This is a genomic window from Streptomyces sp. MA5143a, assembly GCF_900290235.1.
Taxonomy (GTDB): Bacteria; Actinomycetota; Actinomycetes; order Streptomycetales; family Streptomycetaceae; genus Streptomyces.
In genome coordinates this window covers 1-17391 of the sequence record NZ_OLMK01000104.1, presented here as the reverse complement: position 1 = coordinate 17391, position 17391 = coordinate 1, and the positions used below count along the sequence as shown (strand labels likewise).

At 69.9% G+C, this 17391-nt stretch carries 17 protein-coding genes and 2 pseudogenes; 7 read left to right on the top strand and 12 right to left on the bottom strand.

Annotation, left to right across the window (positions count from 1 at the left end; genetic code table 11):
• Nucleotides 1–200: 200 nt before the first annotated feature.
• Complete coding sequence (locus tag SMA5143A_RS43295) at nt 201–371, bottom strand: hypothetical protein (RefSeq protein WP_181362199.1); 171 nt, start codon at nt 369–371, stop codon at nt 201–203.
• A 465-nt stretch (nt 372–836) separates the two neighbouring features.
• Here SMA5143A_RS43295 and SMA5143A_RS36710 point away from each other — a divergent pair, with 465 nt between their 5' ends.
• Nucleotides 837–1616 carry an alpha/beta fold hydrolase gene (locus SMA5143A_RS36710; protein WP_107467134.1) on the top strand — a complete coding sequence of 260 codons (780 nt, stop codon included), beginning with the start codon at nt 837–839 and terminating at the stop codon, nt 1614–1616.
• Nucleotides 1617–2751: 1135 nt separating this feature from the next.
• On the opposite strand, the gene SMA5143A_RS36705 is transcribed toward SMA5143A_RS36710, so the two are convergent.
• A complete protein-coding gene (locus SMA5143A_RS36705; RefSeq protein WP_107467133.1) occupies nt 2752–3666 on the bottom strand; it encodes a nuclear transport factor 2 family protein in 915 nt (304 codons plus the stop codon).
• Nucleotides 3663–4232 carry a hypothetical protein gene (locus tag SMA5143A_RS36700; protein WP_107467132.1) on the bottom strand — a complete coding sequence of 190 codons (570 nt, stop codon included), beginning with the start codon at nt 4230–4232 and terminating at the stop codon, nt 3663–3665. Before SMA5143A_RS36700 ends, SMA5143A_RS36705 begins: the two co-directional genes overlap by 4 nt.
• 410 nt (nt 4233–4642) lie before the next feature.
• Here SMA5143A_RS36700 and SMA5143A_RS36695 point away from each other — a divergent pair, with 410 nt between their 5' ends.
• From SMA5143A_RS36695 to SMA5143A_RS36690, 3 genes are all read left to right on the top strand, one after another.
• Nucleotides 4643–4972 carry a zinc-binding dehydrogenase gene (locus tag SMA5143A_RS36695; protein ID WP_258193948.1) on the top strand — a complete coding sequence of 110 codons (330 nt, stop codon included), beginning with the start codon at nt 4643–4645 and terminating at the stop codon, nt 4970–4972.
• A gap of 157 nt (nt 4973–5129) precedes the next feature.
• Nucleotides 5130–5384: a hypothetical protein gene (locus tag SMA5143A_RS42740; protein ID WP_146194009.1), complete on the top strand. Its 255-nt coding sequence runs from the start codon at nt 5130–5132 to the stop codon at nt 5382–5384.
• A gap of 87 nt (nt 5385–5471) precedes the next feature.
• Nucleotides 5472–6806 (top strand): glycoside hydrolase family 68 protein, encoded by a 1335-nt coding sequence (locus SMA5143A_RS36690; protein ID WP_258193947.1) that lies wholly within the window; start codon nt 5472–5474, stop codon nt 6804–6806.
• A gap of 92 nt (nt 6807–6898) precedes the next feature.
• On the opposite strand, the pseudogene SMA5143A_RS44640 reads toward SMA5143A_RS36690, so the two are convergent.
• Nucleotides 6899–7136 (bottom strand): annotated as a pseudogene (locus tag SMA5143A_RS44640) (hypothetical protein); the annotation flags it as partial.
• A 613-nt stretch (nt 7137–7749) separates the two neighbouring features.
• The gene (locus tag SMA5143A_RS36670) at nt 7750–8118 is read right to left on the bottom strand and encodes a hypothetical protein (protein ID WP_258193946.1); all 369 of its coding nucleotides are present in this window, start codon (nt 8116–8118) and stop codon (nt 7750–7752) included.
• A 280-nt stretch (nt 8119–8398) separates the two neighbouring features.
• Between SMA5143A_RS36670 and SMA5143A_RS36665 the strand changes: the two genes are divergently transcribed.
• Nucleotides 8399–9187: a DUF1684 domain-containing protein gene (locus tag SMA5143A_RS36665; RefSeq protein ID WP_375136590.1), complete on the top strand. Its 789-nt coding sequence runs from the start codon at nt 8399–8401 to the stop codon at nt 9185–9187.
• 711 nt (nt 9188–9898) lie between these two features.
• Here SMA5143A_RS36665 and SMA5143A_RS36655 read toward each other — a convergent pair.
• Together SMA5143A_RS36655 and SMA5143A_RS36650 are read right to left on the bottom strand one after the other, a co-directional pair.
• Nucleotides 9899–10114 (bottom strand): hypothetical protein, encoded by a 216-nt coding sequence (locus tag SMA5143A_RS36655; RefSeq protein ID WP_107467127.1) that lies wholly within the window; start codon nt 10112–10114, stop codon nt 9899–9901.
• Nucleotides 10115–10329: 215 nt separating this feature from the next.
• Nucleotides 10330–11274 carry an AraC family transcriptional regulator gene (locus SMA5143A_RS36650; RefSeq protein ID WP_107467126.1) on the bottom strand — a complete coding sequence of 315 codons (945 nt, stop codon included), beginning with the start codon at nt 11272–11274 and terminating at the stop codon, nt 10330–10332.
• A 44-nt stretch (nt 11275–11318) separates the two neighbouring features.
• Between SMA5143A_RS36650 and SMA5143A_RS36645 the strand changes: the two genes are divergently transcribed.
• Nucleotides 11319–12200: an SDR family oxidoreductase gene (locus SMA5143A_RS36645; RefSeq protein WP_258193944.1), complete on the top strand. Its 882-nt coding sequence runs from the start codon at nt 11319–11321 to the stop codon at nt 12198–12200.
• Between the two features lie 41 nt (nt 12201–12241).
• On the opposite strand, the gene SMA5143A_RS36640 is transcribed toward SMA5143A_RS36645, so the two are convergent.
• Entirely contained in the window at nt 12242–12526 is a 285-nt protein-coding gene (locus tag SMA5143A_RS36640) for a hypothetical protein (RefSeq protein WP_107467125.1), read from the bottom strand.
• A 412-nt stretch (nt 12527–12938) separates the two neighbouring features.
• Here SMA5143A_RS36640 and SMA5143A_RS36635 point away from each other — a divergent pair, with 412 nt between their 5' ends.
• Nucleotides 12939–14738: a S8 family peptidase gene (locus SMA5143A_RS36635; RefSeq protein WP_181362198.1), complete on the top strand. Its 1800-nt coding sequence runs from the start codon at nt 12939–12941 to the stop codon at nt 14736–14738.
• A 198-nt stretch (nt 14739–14936) separates the two neighbouring features.
• Here SMA5143A_RS36635 and SMA5143A_RS44340 read toward each other — a convergent pair.
• The 4 genes and pseudogenes from SMA5143A_RS44340 to SMA5143A_RS43285 form a co-directional block, all read right to left on the bottom strand.
• A pseudogene (locus SMA5143A_RS44340) lies at nt 14937–15339 on the bottom strand (IS5/IS1182 family transposase); the annotation flags it as partial.
• Between the two features lie 227 nt (nt 15340–15566).
• The gene (locus tag SMA5143A_RS36630; protein ID WP_107467124.1) at nt 15567–16535 is read right to left on the bottom strand and encodes a TIGR01777 family oxidoreductase; all 969 of its coding nucleotides are present in this window, start codon (nt 16533–16535) and stop codon (nt 15567–15569) included.
• Between the two features lie 80 nt (nt 16536–16615).
• Nucleotides 16616–16756: a hypothetical protein gene (locus tag SMA5143A_RS43290; protein ID WP_181362197.1), complete on the bottom strand. Its 141-nt coding sequence runs from the start codon at nt 16754–16756 to the stop codon at nt 16616–16618.
• 256 nt (nt 16757–17012) lie between these two features.
• On the bottom strand, nt 17013–17391 hold a 379-nt coding region (locus SMA5143A_RS43285; protein ID WP_181362196.1), incomplete at its 5' end, for a hypothetical protein.

Here is a 17391-nt window from a genome sequence, read left to right as displayed (position 1 = left end):
GCCCTCCCTCACCGGGCTGCATGGTGTGCTTCGGTTGCTCGCCGCGCAGCTCGGTCAGCGCACAGATTCAGGCACCACTGCGGCCCGGACGCGCAGGCAACCCGGGAGCCGCCGACACCGCAGTGGATCTCGGAGCCGCTTCGCCCTGCCGACCCCAGGAAGGCGATGCGCACGTGCCGCGTCCCCCGGTTTTTCTGTGATCAGGCGCCTGAGCCGCGGTTGATGTTCGTGCCGGCGGCGGTCTCGGCGTCGGTCCTCGCATGGTCCGCCGCCGTCGAGTCCGGCCTGTGGCTGTCCACCCAGTGCAAGGTGATCACCAGGAATCCGAGAAGGACGGACAAGGCGACCACGGCCAGGACGCTGGTGGGCAAGGTGTGCTCCGGATGGTTCGACGTGCAGCGATGTCACCATCGACGCTCACAGCCGGCGAGTTGTTTGGCAGGCCCCTTTCGCCACAGCAGACAACTCCGGAGGGCCGAGTTCCATATCCCTTGTTCTGCTATGTGGCGATATTGCTTCCCGTCCCTGCTCTCCGGCTTTCTTCCGACGGCACGACGGCACGACGGCACGACGGCACGACGGCGTACGCGTGCGATGCGCGTGAGTGACGGGTCGCGTAGCCCGCGCGCAGCTCGGCTCGACATCGACACTTACCGGAGTGATGGCAGTCATGGGTCGGGCCACGGCAGTCGGAAGCAGACTGCCCGGCCACTCCTCTCCTCACCCGTTAGCACCGCAACGATGGTGACGGCGATGCCGCAGTGGTCGTAGCCCCAGGTGGGAGGGGTGAGGGTGCGGGTCACGGGTCGTCTGTTTACGCTGCGGATATGCCGGACATGGCACTGACATCGCGGCGGCTCGGCAGCGGGCCGCCTCTGCTGGTTCTCCTCCAACTCGACCGGGACGCCTGGGGTCCTGTCCTGGAGCGACTCGCCCGCGAGTACGAGGTGGTGGGCGTCGACCTCCCGGGCTTCGGTGACAGCCCTGCGCTCCCCGAAACGTCCACGCCGACCGTCGAGACACTGGCGGCCGCGATCGCGGAATGGCTCCCAGACGTCGGCCTCACCCGCCCGCCCGTTGTGGGGAACTCCCTGGGTGGGGCGGTCGCCCTGGAACTGGCGCGCATGGGCGCTGTCGGCAGCGCTGTCGCGCTGTCCCCGATCGGGCTGTGGACGCGCGCCGAGGCCGCCTACGCTCTTGGTTCCCTTCGTGTCGCCCATGCCATGGCGCGGGCCTGCGCCGAACGCCCCGGCTGGATCGCCGGTCACCCGATCGGGCGTACCGTGGCGTTCTGGCAACTCGTCGCCCGACCCTGGCGGATCCCGGAGGAGGCGGCGGCTGGTGCGCTGCGCAACCTGGCCCGCTCTCCCGGCTTCGAGCGGACGCGGCGTGCGGTGCGCGCCTACCGGCTGCGGGCCTTCATGCCCGAGGTCCCGGTCCCGGTCACGGTCGGCTGGGGCACACGGGACCTGATGACCCCACCCCACCAGGCTCTCAGGGCAGCCCGCATGCTTCCGGGTGCCCGGCACCTCTCGCTCAAGGGCTGCGGGCACTCGCCGATGTCCGATGACCCTGAGCAGGTCAGCCAGGTGGTGCTCGACGCCATTGGCGCCTGAGTACACATGAGCGGTGGGACAGCCTGGCCGGGCGGGCGGTCCGTGCGTCATCGCGCCGTGGCTCCCCGCCCGCCCGGGTGCCTTTGGGTGCCTTTGCCTGTCCAGGCGCGGAACGGGGCCCAGACGTTAGGAGCCCTGTCATAAGCCCCCGAGCCCTCAGCATGCGCCCCGGCGCCCGTAACCCGCGCGCCGGGCCTCTGACCGGCAAGGAGGCGCGCTCTCCCTGCCTGACAGGCCGGGGTGCGCCTCCCACCCCGCGTGCACGTTCCCGGCGCATGACCGCCCGCACCGCACGTCGGGCCCGTATATCGCGCTCCGTAGGTGCCCCGACCGGGAACCGGGGACGCCGGCCGCACTGCGCGCGGAGGTCGACGACGTAGACGTGGCCCTGGGCGTGGAGCTCACCCCGGCGGCGCGGAGCTCACCCCGACGGCGTGGGGCTCACCCCGGCGCTCCTCGTCGCCACCGCCAGGAAGGGCCGTGTGGGCCGCGCCCGGCTGCTCCTGGCCGACGGCTGTGGGCTGCCCTGGCCCCGACGCGGTTCCGGGCGTAGTAGCCGGGGCGGTGGCCGCCGTCGTGACGCCACCTCACGGCGAGGGACCGCCTTGAGCAGTGTCACTACTCGCTGGGGTCGAGCCGGCGCCCGTGTTCCGTGTCTCGGTAAGACGCCCTGCCGCCGAGGTGCGCGATCCCTCGAACGGCCGCATTCTGGACACGGCCCCGCCAGGTGCCACAGACCGACCTTCCGGGAGGTCCTGTGATCCTGTTTGCCCTGTTCATGCCTATGGCGATGATGGCTCTGCTCTTCGGCGTGACCGCCTTCGAAGAGCACCTCTTCCCGCAGCCAACCGTCACAGAGGACACCGGTCCGCCAACAGACCAAGCCACGACACACTGACCTGGGCAGAGAAGTCTTCCTGTCACCGATCTGCGGCGCGGCCCTGCGCGCCCGTCGTGGACTGCCTCGTCGACGCTTGCCGAAGTCTTCCCGCCTTGCGCGTCCACCACGGGCCGCGGTGAGCTCCATGTCGCGGCCCGTGGTGGACGCTGGGTGGTCGAAGCCGCGACCACACCAGGCGCGCATCAGCCACTACAAGCGACGTGGACACAGCACCTGACCGGCGATGAGTCACAGTCAGCACCGTTGCGGTACCAAGAGGCTACTGGCCGTCGGCCACGACGTCCCAGTGCTCGATGATCTTTCCGTCGACCACGCGGAAGAGGTCCGCGACGACGTAGTCGGAGCTGAAGACCCACACCAGGTCCCCGTCGGCGAGGGTGTTGCCGAACCGGGTCCCGCCGCCATCGGTGCTGCCGGGCGAGGGGCGTCCTGTGCGCTCTGCTGGAAGAACCTCTTCAGCGGGGCCGTACCGTTCGGGGCGATCGGGTTGTGCTGGTAGTACCGAGGATCCCAGCTCTTGTCGATCACGCTGGCGTCACCGTCGGAGAGCTTGCGGTACGCGTCCACCGCGAACTTCCGGTTCTTCTCCTCCTGTTCTTCGGACACCGTCGGTTCCCCGTTCGGATATCGGTACACGTCGCTGAACAGCGAGTTCCCGCTGGCCGTCTTCGCCGGCACGGTCTGCGTGATGCCCCAGTGCTCGACCAGCTTGCCTTTGTGGACCCGGAACAGGTCGGCCTTGGCCTGCCCGGTCGCCTCGTTCTTCGGGGTGGCCGACGCGTGCCAGTGCACGGCCACCAGGTCACCGTCGGCGGCCACGTGCTTGACGGTCGCCACCACGCCGGGAATCTTCGCTTTGACGTCCTTGAACTGCTTGATCTGCCCCTCGGCCCCGCCGAGCATCGCCTTGTCGTGCTGCACGTAGTCGGTCGCCACGAGCTCCTTCACGACGTCGGTCTCATCCTTGTTGAACGCCTCCGAGTACAGGCGCAGAACGAGCCCCTTGTTCCGCTCTTCGGAGTCCGACGCCGAGCGGGCCGCGGCGGACGTCGTCGACGTGGCGGCCGGATCGGTGCCGGACGTGCTGCTGCAGGCGGTCGCGAAGCAGGCCACCGCAGCGAGCCAGGGCAGAGTCTTCCGGTGTCTCACTTGAGTCTCCTATGTACGGTCAGTTCGGTTCCAGTGGGGAGTTCCACCAGCGGGTGCCGACGGCACGGATCGTGGTGGTGCCGCAGCGCACCCCACCGCCCCAACTCCGACGCTGCGTCGGGGCGGATGCCCGAGGTGCCGGACACCAGTCGAACGCGGTCGAGCCCGACGGCACGGCGAAGACGACCACCTCCACGATCCGCTGTCCTCGACGAGCCGAGCGTGCCGCCCTTCAGCGCACCGTCTGCGGCGTCCGTCGTGTTGGCCACCGTCCAGGAGGCGTCGACCGCGGTGCCGACCTCGGCCTCCGGCACGGTCACCGGTGCCGGGTCGAACCGCGCTGCGAACGCAGAGACGTTCAGCCGGTACGGGTTGTCCAGCGGGGCCGAGGTGCGGCGCGAGTCGACCGCGATCTCCCGGACGCCCGGCAGAGGGTCCGTGTGGACGGCGATGTCCGTCGTCGTCGGGTCGTCGTCGGCGACACTCATGCCACGCGGGTCGATGGCGCTGAATCCTGTCCGGCTGCCCTCCTTCAGCCCGCCGAGCGTGAGCTCGAGCGACCTCACGCATGCGTGATCCATGGTGCAGAAGGAATGTAGGCATGGGCGGCCGCATCGAACACCTTTGACCGCTATGGCCCGGGACGCGCACCCGGATGATCGCCAGCCTTGCACAAGAGACCTGTTTTTGTTGAGAGTTCACGTACCTTGGTCGCGGCCTGACACAATCTCTCCACACACGCCGTCAGGGCGACTCTCCGAGAGGGCCCCGCCGCGCAGCTGAGGAACGTACTGCCGAACAGGGCCACCATCGATGTGCCCAACCCGAGCCGGTGATCCGAGCCGGTGATCCGCGTCGGTGATCCGCGTCGGCCGGGACAGCGAGAAGGACTGCGCTTCCCCCACCGACGGCGGCCCCACCGTCACCCGACTCCCGGCCATGATCGTCAGCGCCGAGTCCAGGTGGCGAGGGCCTGGTGGACCGGGTGCGCGAGCTCGCCCCCGAGGGGGTGACCGTGGCTCTCGACGCCATTGGCGGCTCCGCCCTGGACGACTCGGTGGAGCTGGTCAAGGACCGCAACCGGTTCGCCACCCTGGTGGACTTCGCGCGGACCGAGGAGCTCGGGGTGCGTGCGGTGTTCAGTCGGCGCTCCCAGGACCGTCTGGCCGAGCTGACCGCGCTGTACGCCGAGGACAAGCTGCGCATCGAGGTGTCCCGCACCTTCCCGCTGGAGCAGGCCGCCGACGCGCACCGCCAGATCGAGACCGGGCACGCCCGTGGCAAGATCGTCGGCACCGTCGCCTGAACCGCAGCCGCGGGCTTCTGGACCAGGTGCGACCGCGACCGAGTCCGTGGAGCAGTGGATGGACCCGCAGGGCGGTGCCCGCGCGGTTGGCGTTGATCCATTCGCACGGGGACAGGGAGGGACTGGAGCTGAACCTCCACTACCTCGCCCGGTCAACATGTTCGACCCGCACCAGCTGATCCAGCCGGCCGTCGGCCTCCGCCTCAGCGCCGACGGCGGGCGTCGCCCTCGCGCGGCCGGCGTCGCCGCGGACGCCGCCGTGCAACTGGTGGACCCGGTCGACCTTCTGCAAGCACTCGATCAGGAACCCCTCCGCGATCCACGCGGCCTGCGCCTCATCACGACATCACCACGGTTGAGACATCCTCTTGACTCCTGCACCCAGAAGTTCATTTCCAGTGGCAAAAGTTGAGGGCGTGTCAGGAGGGAAGGGGGGTAAGCGCGAACCGCAGGCGCTTCCAGTTCTGTTCCACTCGACCCCCCTTTGGAAGGACGACGCATGCGCAGAGCACGAAGAGTGCTGATCCGGTTGGCCACGGGCTTGATGGCCGTCGCGCTGCTGGGCGGTGTGGCGACACCGGCTTCCGCCGACAGACCGGCCTCACCCCAGACGGGAACGCGGCAGTACAGCGCGGACGACGACTACTTCGCCGTCTGGTCCCGCGCGGACGCTTTGAAGCTCCGGCAGGACAAGACCAACACCGCCCCCCGTGTGTCGCCGGACTTCCCGGTGATGACCGACAAGGTGTGGGTGTGGGACACCTGGCCGCTCACCAAGCTCGACACCCGGACCGCCACCTACAAGGGCTGGCACGTCATCTTCTCGCTGACGGCTCCGCGCTCGGTGCCGTTCGGCGACCGGCACTGGTACGCGAAGATCGGCTACTTCTACTCGCGTGACGCCAAGAGCTGGAAGTACGGCGGTGACCTCTTCCAGCCCGGCACCTCGTTCGGCTCACGTGAGTGGGCCGGCTCGGCGGCGCTCGTCGGCGACAAGGTGTACTCCTTCTACACCGCCTCCGGACGCGACAACGGTGGGGTCGACCCCAACGACGCCCTACAGCGTCTGGCCCAGGCGACCGGCAAGATCCACGCGGACAAGAACCGCGTGTGGTTCAGCGGTTTCAAGGACCACCGCATCATCGCCGAGGCCGACGGCAAGCTGTACCAGACCCTGCAACAGTCCCAGGCGGGCCCGATCATCTACGCCTTCCGTGACCCGTTCGTCTTCCGGGACCCCCGGGACCGCAAGATCCACCTCTTGTTCGAGGGCAATACGGGCGGTGTCGCCGGCACGTACCGGTGCACCAAACGCGACATAGGTGACGTCCCCGCGGGCCATGAGGTGCCGGAGGACGCGAAGTACTACACGGGCAACATCGGGCTTGCCACGGCTGTCAGCGGCAGCATGGACAAATGGCGGCTACAACCTCCGCTGCTCTCGGCCAATTGCGTGAACCAGCAGACCGAACGGCCCCACCTGGTCATCCGTAACGGCAAGTACTACCTGTTCACCATCAGCCACAAGTTCACGTTCGCGCCGGGGCTGAGCGGCTGGGACGGCCTCTACGGGTTCGTCGGTGCGTCCCTGCGCAGCGACTACAAGCCGCTCAACGGCAGCGCACTGGTCCTGGGCAACCCGGAGGATGCCCCGACGCAGCAGTACTCGCACTACGTGATGCCCAACGGGCTGGTGGAGAGCTTCATCGACACGGTCCCGACCGCCGACGGAGGGACCCGCTTCGGCGGCACCCTGGCACGCACGCTCGTGGTGTCCCTGAAAGGCAACAAGACCAAGCTCATCAAGCAGTTGGACTACGGCTTCATCCCGTAACCAACCCACAGCCGAGCAGCCCGCCGTGGTCGGCCACGCCCGTCGTGGCCCCACGGGGGGTGGGCCGCCGGGATCATCGGTCCCCCAGGAGACCGGGTCACGAAGTTGCCGGCCGACTCCGCGGCCCAAGCGCGGATCGCGATCACCGTGGAGTCGTCGAGCCCGTAGGCGGAAAAGGCTTCGCCGTCGGTCCACTCGGCGCTCGTCAGGTTCGCTCGCAGATCCTCGCACTCCGAAGCGGCCGCGGGCGTGACGGCGACCGAACTCCTCAAGCTCGGCATGGGTCCATCGACGGGAGGCGGCGAACACGTCGATCAGGTCGCGGGGCGCTCAGCGGCCGCCGGCCACGACAGCCAATCCGCGCCACGGCCGGGTCGGTCGTCGACGGGCACAGCGTGAACGGCGCGGTCAGGCCGCGCCCCGCGAACAGCTCCTCCGAACCGCACGCCGCCGGGCGTACGGCCGGCCCGTCACGTCGTCACCTCGCCGGCCCGGGTCGAACGCCACGACCGGCGCCGACCACTCCCGTGCCGCCCGAGCGGCAGCTGCCCCGCGCCGGGCGAGCCGCTGCTGCAGCCGCTCGAACGCCAGCCTGTCTCGCTCCCACACCACCTGCTCTCCGTCGATCCCGGTGTCCTCCGGCAGCTGCGCCAGGGCCGCCGCTCGGATGTCGGGGATCGGGGCCGCCAAATCCGTGCCGCGCGGTGAGCGCTGCATCGGCCCCGTCGCCGTCCACGTCACGCGCCAGGCCTTCCCCTCCCCGGACCATCGGCCGCCCGGGTCACTTGTGAGTAGCAACGCGGTCGGCTCCGGCGGCAGTTGGGTCACCCGGTCCCTGATCCGCTCCGCCCAGCCGAGGGCACCGTGGACCGCTACCTCACCCGCCTGACCGTCCCCCCACCGGGCACGGCAGGCAGCCGGTCGCCGACGGGCGACCAGCCGGTCAGCGCGGAGCGAGAAGCCGCCCCGTGTTCCGCAGGACGCACCGGGCCACGTTCTTGCCGAGACTGACCCCCGCCTCGTCGGCCGACCGGGTGTGGATGCCGGAGTGGACCCGGGCGATGGGCCGGGCCGCCGGGGCGTAGGCGGGCGGCGTCGGCTGCCACATGCCGGGCGCCGCGGGTTTGCCGGGATAGGGCGCGTTGACGGACGCCGGGTCGAGGCCGTCGCCCTCCCTCGGCTTCAGGACCATACCGGCCTGCTTCTCCCCAGCCGCGACGCCCCGTTCCTCGGCCGGGCCGTCGGGGATCGCGTCGAGGGTCTCCTGGGACGTCGCGTCGAGCTGCTCCGCGCGGCTCGGGACCAGCGTCACCAGCGCACGATGTACGGCCGCGGCGAGCCAACTGATCGTCCACGTACGGTTGTTGGTGATCCGGGTGGAACGCTCCGGCCGCCGCGACGGTCTCGGCGGTGGCGTCGTACCAGGCGAGCAGGGCCGCCGCGCCCAGGACGACGACGCGGGCGGGCCGGGCTGTGGGCTGGGCCATGGGAGGTTCCTTCACGGCAGGGCGGACCCGCAGGGCCTCACAACTACGCCCCCAGAGGGCCGGTTGGGGGCGACGCGGGGCATCAGGCAGAAAGGGAGGAGGCAGATCACCGGGGCGGGGAGCCGTCGGAACGGCGATCAGCAACAGACCTGGTCGAACTGGTCGGCGCGGCGGCTCACCCCCGGCCTGCACTGGCTCGACGACCGGCCCCAGCACTTCCCCGACGCGCCCGGCGCGTGGCGCACCGGCCCCGAGGGGGTCGTCGTAGACCTCGACGACGGCGAGGAACTGGTCGTCGACGGAACACCTGTGCGGGGTGAACACCGCTTCGGCGTGCTTCCTGAGCGCGGCGGCGTCGACGCCGTCTGGGGGGACGCCGTCATCGAGGTCGCGAAGCGCGGTGGCAACGACATCGTGCGCCCCCGACACCCGGACGCACCGCTGCGCACCGCCTTCACCGGAACGCCTGCCTACGACCCCGACCCGCGCTGGGCCGTGACGGGCCGCTACGTCCCCTTCGACACACCACGGCCCACCACCGTGGGCGCCGCCGTCGAGGGCCTTGAGCATGTGTACGACGCTCCGGGCAAGGTCGAGTTCGAGCTGGACGGACAGGAGCTGTCCCTGACCGCGTTCCCCGGCCCGGGTGCCGGCCGGCTGATGGTGCTGTTCACCGACGCGACCTCAGGCGTCACCACCTACGCGGCGAACCGGGCCCTGTCCTTGGAGCCGCCCGCCGCCGACGGCACGGTCGTCCTGGACTTCAACCGCGCCGCGAACCTGCCGTGCGCCTACACGGACCTGGCCACCTGCCCGCTGCCCCCGGCCGAGAACCGCCTGCCGGTGGCGATCGAGGCCGGCCAGAAGATCCCCCGCGAGCGCGGCGGTTCCTGAAAGGACGACATCCCACGCACAGGGGCTCGCCTCCGGCTCCGAAGGAGAGCCGAGGGGGCGAGCCGCACGAATGTGCGGCGGGATGTCGGCCGTACCAGACGTCGACGATGCCGACGTTGTCGTTGAGCACCGAGCCCAGGTCGGGTCGGGAGCCGGGAGCGGCCTGGACACGGGACCCGAACAACGATTCCGTGTCCTCGCTGCGCACCGTGGGACAGGCGGTCCATGACTACCATCACGCGGTGATCACCCCCTACCTCAGCAGGTCCTCTCCCTGTTCGCTGCCACCGTCACGGCCTTGCACCGCGCGTTGACCGACAGAGGTCTCGACACCAAGCGTGACGGGATCCATCCGCCGATTCGCCGGGAATCCGCCCGTGCCGTCGCATTCCCGGCGCCGAGACTCGCTCCGCTGATAGGGGAGTCCCGCACGAGGCTGCTGACGCTGATCATCGAGACGGCCTCGACCATGCTCTCCCGCGCGCGGGCCACCACCGTCTCACCCTCCACCGTCAGCCACCACGCCACCACGCCCCCACGCTGCGCGACGCGGGACTCATCGTCACCGAACGGGCGGGGACGAGCGTCAGCCCTATGCCCACCCCGCTCGGCACCGCGCTACTGCGAGGCAGTCAACTCTGATCCGGTCGGCTCCCGCGACGCGCCGGAGGGCAGACGACGCCCCCGCCTCGCCGTCCGGGACGTGAGGGCTCAGTCGCTCTCGGGCTTCGGCTTCGATTCCTCGCGGCTGCGGGGCCGCTCCGCCTCCTCCTCGTCGGCCAGGTCGGCCCGGTTCGGAGCGTCACTGCCCCACGCGACGGGCGGGGTCGGCGCCGTGATCGTCTGCGGCTCGTCGGAGCCCGGGTGGACGCTGGGCTGGGATTCCGGTGTGTGGGACGTCTTCGCTTTGTCCTGTGAGTTCGTCATGGGGTGCGGGTTCCCGTCGTTCTCCAGCGAATGCCCTGACCTTCTGCGTCGATCGGTCCCAGACTGTCGCTCGCTGTGGCTTTCTGCCGTCCGGCTGGCTGTAACGGGTGGTAATCGGTGTTCCACGCGGAGTCAGAGGCGTGTTCGCGGAGTCAGAGGCGTGTTCGCGATTGCGGTCCATGATCCGCTCCTGAGGGATGGATCTGTTGTGGGGATCATCCGGCCCGCCACTGCGTTCGTTCCGCGCTCCGGTGATCACTGGGCCGCGTGCCGCGCAGCCGCTTGAACGCCACGCTCAGCGCGAAGGCGTTGGCGTAGCCCACCTTCCTTGCGATCGCGCCCACCGTGTCGTCGGTCTCCCGTAGCAGGTCCGCGGCCAAGGTGATCCGCCAGTCCGCGAGGTAGGCCATCGGTGGTTCGCCGACCAGAGCCGTGAACCGCCGGGCGAGCGCTGCCCGCGATACCCCCACCTCGGCCGGCAGGCCCGCCACCGTCCAAGGGCGGGCGGGTGTGTTGTGCAGCAGCCGCAGCGCGGTACCCACGACCGGGTCGTCCAGCGCGCGGCACCAGGCCGGGGCACCGGCGTCCGGGTTGTCGAACCAACTGCGCAGCGCGGAGACCAGCATCAGGTCCAGCAGCCGGTCCAGCAACAGCTGCTGTCCCGGCCGCTCTCCGGTGACCTCCTCGGCCACCATCTCCACCGACGGGTAGGGGCTGCCCTCGGCCGGCACGACCAGCACGGCGGGCAGGGCCCGCAGCAGCCGTTCGCTGAGCTCTCCCCGGCGCTCGAAAGCCCCGCTGACCAGCACGGCAGCGCCCTCGGCCGGCGTTCCGCAGGTCCGGGCGGGCCTGGAGGCGTGCTCGACGCCCTCGGCCCCTGCGCAGTAGTCGGCGCTGGTCACCTTCAGCGAGGGTGTGGTCGCGGGGGCGTCGGCCACTGTGTAGGGCGTGTCGCCGCGGATGACGGCGATGTCGCCAACGCCGATGGGCACGGGTTCCTGCTGGTCGGGAACGATCCAGGCTCGGCCGCGCAGCATCGTGGCCAGTGTCAGCGGGGCACCGCTGGCCATCCGCAGGGCCCAAGGTGGTCGCATGATTGTCTGCCGGAAGACGGCGCCGCGCGCCCGTACCTCTGCCAAGAGCTCCGAAACGGCGTCCATGCCCTCAGCGTAGACGCCTGGACATCATGAGGAGCTTGTCAGCCATGGATCGTCTCGGCACCTGTCGGTTGACTGGGGTCATGTCTGAACATCCGATTCTTGTCACCGGGGCAACGGGTAAGTCCGGCCGCCGTGTTGTCAGCCACCTACGGGCCAAGGGGCTGCCGGTTCGCGCGGCGGCCCGGAATGGCGAGCACTTCTTCGACTGGTCCGACAGCGGTACCTGGGATGCGGCTTTGGAGGGTGTGCGGTCCACGTACATCGTGCAGTTGGACGGCACGAAGCTCGTTCGCCCGTTCATCGAGCGGGCGATGCGACATGGGGTGCAGCGGATCGTGCTGGCCTCGGGGCGTGGGATCGACGATCCGGATTACGCGAAGGGCAGCAGCGGTGTCTTGGAGGGCATCGTCGACAGCGAGGCCGCCGTGCAGGAGAGTGGCCTGGAGTGGACGATCAGCAGGCCCGGCTGGTTCGCGCAGAACTTCAGTGAGGGCTTCTTCGCCGATGCGATCCTCGCCGGTGAGCTGCGGCTGCCCGCCGGCGATGGGGCTGCCAGCTTCGTCGATGCCGAGGACATCGCCGCGGTGGTGGTCGCCGCGCTGACCGAGGATCGGCACGCGGGTCAGATCTATGAGTTGTCCGGACCCAGGGCGGTGACGCTGACCGAGGTGGTCGCCGCGATCTCCGAGGCCACCGGCCGCGACATCCGCTACGTGCCGCTCTCCGTCGAGGGCTACGTCGCGGAACTCGTTCAGCAGGGGTTGCCGCCCGCGGATGCCGAAGCCTTCGCGGACGTCATTGAGCCACTCAGGGAGGGTAGGGACGAGTATGTCTCCGACGGCGTGCAGCGTGCCCTTGGCCGCGCGCCGCGGACCTTCGCCGAGTTCGCCAGGTCCACTGCCGACGGAGGCGGTTGGCCAGGCTGACCTTCCCGTCCGCGTCCATTCCACGTATCCGATCCGATGGGTCACAGGGAGCCGTCGCGTAGGTCGGGCAGCGGCGGCGGGACGCCGCGCATGCCGACGTCGACCGGCGCATGCGAGCCAGCCGCAGGCTCCCTTCGCGTTTTCTGCGAGCAGCCGTACGTGACGTAGTAAGTCTGTACGGCGCCCCGGCTGTTGGCGAGCCGGATGATCTCGGAGCCTCCGGCCAGGTCGGGGTCGTCCGTCCTGGCGCGGGTGGGCCGCAGTCTGGTGGAGTCCAGGCCGACTTTCTCGGCGGTGATGGTGCGGCGGGACCCGTTGCTGGGCACCGCAGGTCCGGCGTTGCTTGCCGGTGCTGTCCAACACCAGCGGGATGGACAACTGCTGCTGAACGGTGGCGGGCACAGGTTGGACCTGCCCGGACGAGGGGGCGGAACGTCGCCGACGGCCACCAGGGCACGGCGGCGTCGGTTGCCGCGCGGGTCCGGCGGGCTGGTTCAGGCACCGCGGCCGGCACCAAGCCGGCGGCGTACGCCGGGGGCGGTCGGCGTCGCCGAGCCTCCGGCAGATCCCGACCTTCCAATGCCCGGAGTACGTCGTTTTTCAGCCATGCCTCTTTGGCGTCCCTGCACGGAAAGGTACTTCCATGAAGGGGCATGTACCTGACATCTTGCATCCACCACTCGTTTCGTACGGCCGGCCGGTGCCCTCAGCACGGCCGGGCCGTTTCCGGAGGACGCATTGATACCCCACATATCCAGCCGCCCTAGACGCACGCTGGTTCTGGCGGCCACGATCGGTGCCGCCCTCGCGTTCGGCGCCCCGGGCGCCCTCGCGGGCACGCTCCCCGTCGTCCCCTCCACCGCGCCGGCGGCAAAGGCCCACACCCCGGCCCCCGTGGCGGCTGCCCAGAGCGCGGCCTGGGTGGCCGGCACGCGTGCCTACCTCGTGATCACCGCCCCCGGTGACAACGCGGCGGTCCGCTCCGCGATCGAGGCCAACGGCGGCACCGTCTTCTCGAACTTCGACGCCATCGGCGTGATCGTCGCCCACTCGGCGTCCAGCGGATTCGCCGCCACCATGCGCGGCGTCGCCGGCGTGCAGCAGGTCGGCGCCACGCGCACCTCGGACGTCCCGGCCGACGCGTACAACCCGGCACTTCCTGCCAACCCGTCCCAGTCCTCGACCCCGGCCGGAGAACCGGTGCGGGCCGACATGAGCCAGATCAAGGCCGACCAGGCCTGGGCCGTCAACCCGGGCTCCGCCTCCGTCACGGTGGGCATCCTGGACACAGGTGTGGACGACCAGCACCAGGACCTGGCGCCCAACTTCGACGCGGCCGACTCCGTCTCCTGCGCCTACGGCAAGCCCGACACCCGTACCGGCGCCTGGCGGGACGTCGACACGCACGGCACCCACGTAGCGGGCACCGTCGCCGCGGCCAAGAACGGCAAGGGCGTGGTCGGCGTGGCCCCCGGAGTGAAGATCGCCGCGGTCAGGGTCGCCGAGCCGGGCAAGTCCTTCTTCTTCGCCGAAAACACCATCTGCGGCTTCGTCTGGGCCGGTGACCACGGCTTCAAGGTCACCAACAACAGCTATTACACGGACCCGTGGCAGTTCAACTGCCCCGACAACATCGACCAGGCCGCCATCATCGAGGGCGTCAAGCGCGCCCAGGAGTACGCCGAGAGCAAGGGCTCCCTCCAGATCGCCGCCGCGGGCAACGAGAACTACGACCTCGCCCACAAGACGACCGACTCCGCGAGCCCGAACGACTCGACGCCGGTCACCCGCACCATCACCAACGCCTGCCTCGACATCCCGACCGAGCTGCCGGGCGTGGTCACGGTCGCGGCCAACGGCACAGGCGTCACCAAGGCCTCGTTCTCCAACTTCGGGCAGGGCGTCATCGACGTCGCGGCGCCGGGCAGCAACGTGTACTCCACCGTTCCCGGCGGCGGCTACGGCAGCAAGAGCGGCACCTCGATGGCCACCCCGCACGTCGCCGGCGTGGCGGCACTCATCGCCAGCGCCAACCCGGGCATCACCCCGGCGCAGATCCGCGCCAAGCTGGCCACCCAGTCCAACGACATCGCCTGCCCCTCGGACAGCCGCTGCACGGGCACGACGGCCAACAACGCGTTCTTCGGCGAGGGACAGGTCGACGCCCTCAAGGCCGTCGGCGCCACCCCGCCGCCCGGCACGTACTTCGAGAACCTCACGGACGTCACCGTCAACGACAACGCGACCGTGGAGAGCTCGATCGCCGTGACCGGCGTGACCGGCAACGCTCCGGCCACGCTCAAGGTGGGTGTGGACATCAAGCACACCTACATCGGTGATCTGAAGGTCGACCTGGTGGCGCCGGACGGCACCGTCTACACGCTGCACAACCGCACCGGAGGCAGCACCGACAACATCGCCCAGACCTACACCGTGAACGCCTCCTCGGAGGTCGCGAACGGCACCTGGAAACTGCGCGTCAACGACAACGCCGCCTCCGACACAGGCAAGATCGACGCCTGGAACCTGACCTTCTAGCGCAGGGCCGGACAACGCCCGCGTACAGCCCGCGCAGCGCCGCGACAGCTCCCCGCCCCGCGGGCCGCGGACAAGGCGGGTCGCGGTCTGTTCGGCCAGGGCGGCGAACTGTTGGGCGAGCAGAGGGCATATGGCCCCGACGGCGGTGTAACGCCGCGGTTGGGGCCACCATGCCGGAGGAGGCGTCCAGGAAGGCCGCGGACGGCCTGGAGCGAGCCTCTTGCGGTGAACAACCTGGTCGGCGGGGTGCGGGATCACCGCCCGAATTCCGCGCCGCCGCAGATGATGTCGGATGGCCCGGGACGAGTAGGCCTCGTCAGCCGCGACCGCATCCGGCGTGACCCCAGGGCGGCCAATCAGCCTGGGCACCCGCCGGCGGGCCATGACCTGCTCGCATGCGGGTGCGCCCGAGGGCATGGTTGGCCGGCTCGTCTGCCGGCGCCCCTTTTCAGGGACCCGGCGACGCGCTGGTGAGCCCGGACGATCGTGGAGTCGACCGCGACCACCCAGTCGAGGTCGCCCACGGCGTCGGCCTGGGCAAGCAGGGCGGTGAAGACTTTCGCCACGTGCCGTCGGCCGCCCACTTCCGAAGCCGGTTGTGGGTGCCCGATTCCGCATATGCAGAGGCCAGCGTTCCTTCACCGCCCCGTCCTGCATCGACGGTTCACCCGTCGGCATTCGTCGCATCCCATGGCCACAGACAACACGGGTCACACCACACTCTGCCGGGCCGTTGGTGGCCCAGGGCGGCGTCGTTCAGTGGGTCTGTCCGGTTGGATCACGTGATGACTGACGGGGCGGCCAGGTCGGTCGCTGTCCCGGATCCGTTCAGCGGCGTGCCGCGGAACCTCCTCGGGCCCGATTGCGCGCCCGGCGCACGAGCTCGTCCGCGGCCTGCGGCCACTGTGCGTACTGAAAGTCGAAGCCTGCCCGGGTCAGTCGGCCCGGGACGACACGGCGGCTCTTCAGCAGCAGTTCGGTGTCGGAACGCAGAACGAACGCGCCGACCTCGGCCATCCACTTGGTCGCGGGGAGACCCACCGGTACACCCCACGCGGAGCGCAGGACGCGCATGAATGCGCGCTGCGGCAGGGGATGGGGAGCCGCCAGGTTCACCGGCCCTGCGATGTCCTCCCGGTCGATCAGGAACTCCACCGCGCGCACGAAGTCGTGTTCGTGGATCCACGACACGTACTGTGCTCCACCGGCGACCGGGCCGCCGAGACCCAGGCGGGCCAGTCCCAGCAGGACGGCGAAGACCCCGCCGGGATCCGGGCTCATCACCATGGCCGAGCGCAGAGCGACCTTGCGCGTGGCCGGCGTTTCGGCCCGCTGCTGAGCCTGCTCCCAGGCCTTGGCGATCTCGACGCTGTACGCCCAGTAGTCCGGCACGCCCGGTTCGGCACCGCCGATCACACCGGTGGCCTCGTCATTGGGGGAGTCGATGCTGTGCGCGTACACCGTGGCCGTGCTCATCTGCAGCCAGACCCGGGGCGGTCGGGCAGCGCCCGCGATCGCGGCGCCCACGACCCGGGTGGAGTCGACCCGGGAGTCCATCATTTCCTGCAGATTGGCTGCCGTGTATCGGCAGCTCACCGTGCGTCCCGCCAGATTGATCACGACATCGCTGCCGTCCACCGCCGCAGCCCATGACCCCAGGGTCTGACCGTCCCATGGGACCTCACCCTCGCGCCTGGGGCGTCTGGTGAGAATCACGACCTCGTGGCCTGCGCCGTCGAGTGCGCGCTTCAGGACCGCGCCGACCTGTCCGGTGCCCCCAGGAATCACAATCTTCATCGGCCACCCCTCCTTCGACTCGGGTGAGCCTAGACCAAAGAGTTGAACGCGTTCAAAAGTATATAGCGCAATCCACGATCTCAGTCAGCCTCTGCCTGGTCGGCCGTGAGGTCGGAGACGGCGTATACGCGCTCGAGGGTGACCGCACCGGCAGTGATGGTGCGTCGGCGGTGCACGATCTGCACCGCTTGTGCGGCGTGCGTGAAGTCGAGGTCGGCCACGTTGGCTGGTCACACGACGTGCGAACAGGGCCTGTACTTCGTCGGGTCGGGCGAGGGCTTCGGAGTGATGAGCGTGGTGCCGGCTGATTACCGCCATTTCCCGCAGGACCAGGCCGGCCCGCGCTCAAGCGGCAGGGCCATGAAGAGCCTCTCGGTCGCGGTCAGTGTTCGCTCCGTCAGCCAGCTCATGAGGCAGAAGTGTCAACGGACTCCTGAGACCTCACACCACATAAGTCGCTCGGGGGTGCGGATGACGTTATTTCACGTGAACCAGCGCCACGGACGCGGGCACCTCGCTGCCGTCGTCGAGGGCTGCGGTGAACGCCAGCCGGTGGTCGGTCCGGCGGGGCACGGAACGGTCGGCCGTGACCGTGAAGCCGACGCCCGTACGGCCCTGAGCGGATACACGGGCACGGGACGCGCCCCGCGGCCGGACCGACCAGCCGGGCGCCGGGCGGGGAATGATCGTCACGTGCCGCGCGGAGCCGGTGAAGTTGTAGACGTCGACCGTCATACGCGTGCGACGGCTGAGACGGTAGCCCAGCGGGGGCGGGGCGTCGCCGTTGTCCTTGCCGGGGGCGGCGTCGCGCGCCGAGTAGCGCTGGCTGAGGACGATGTGCTCGGCGAGGGAAAGG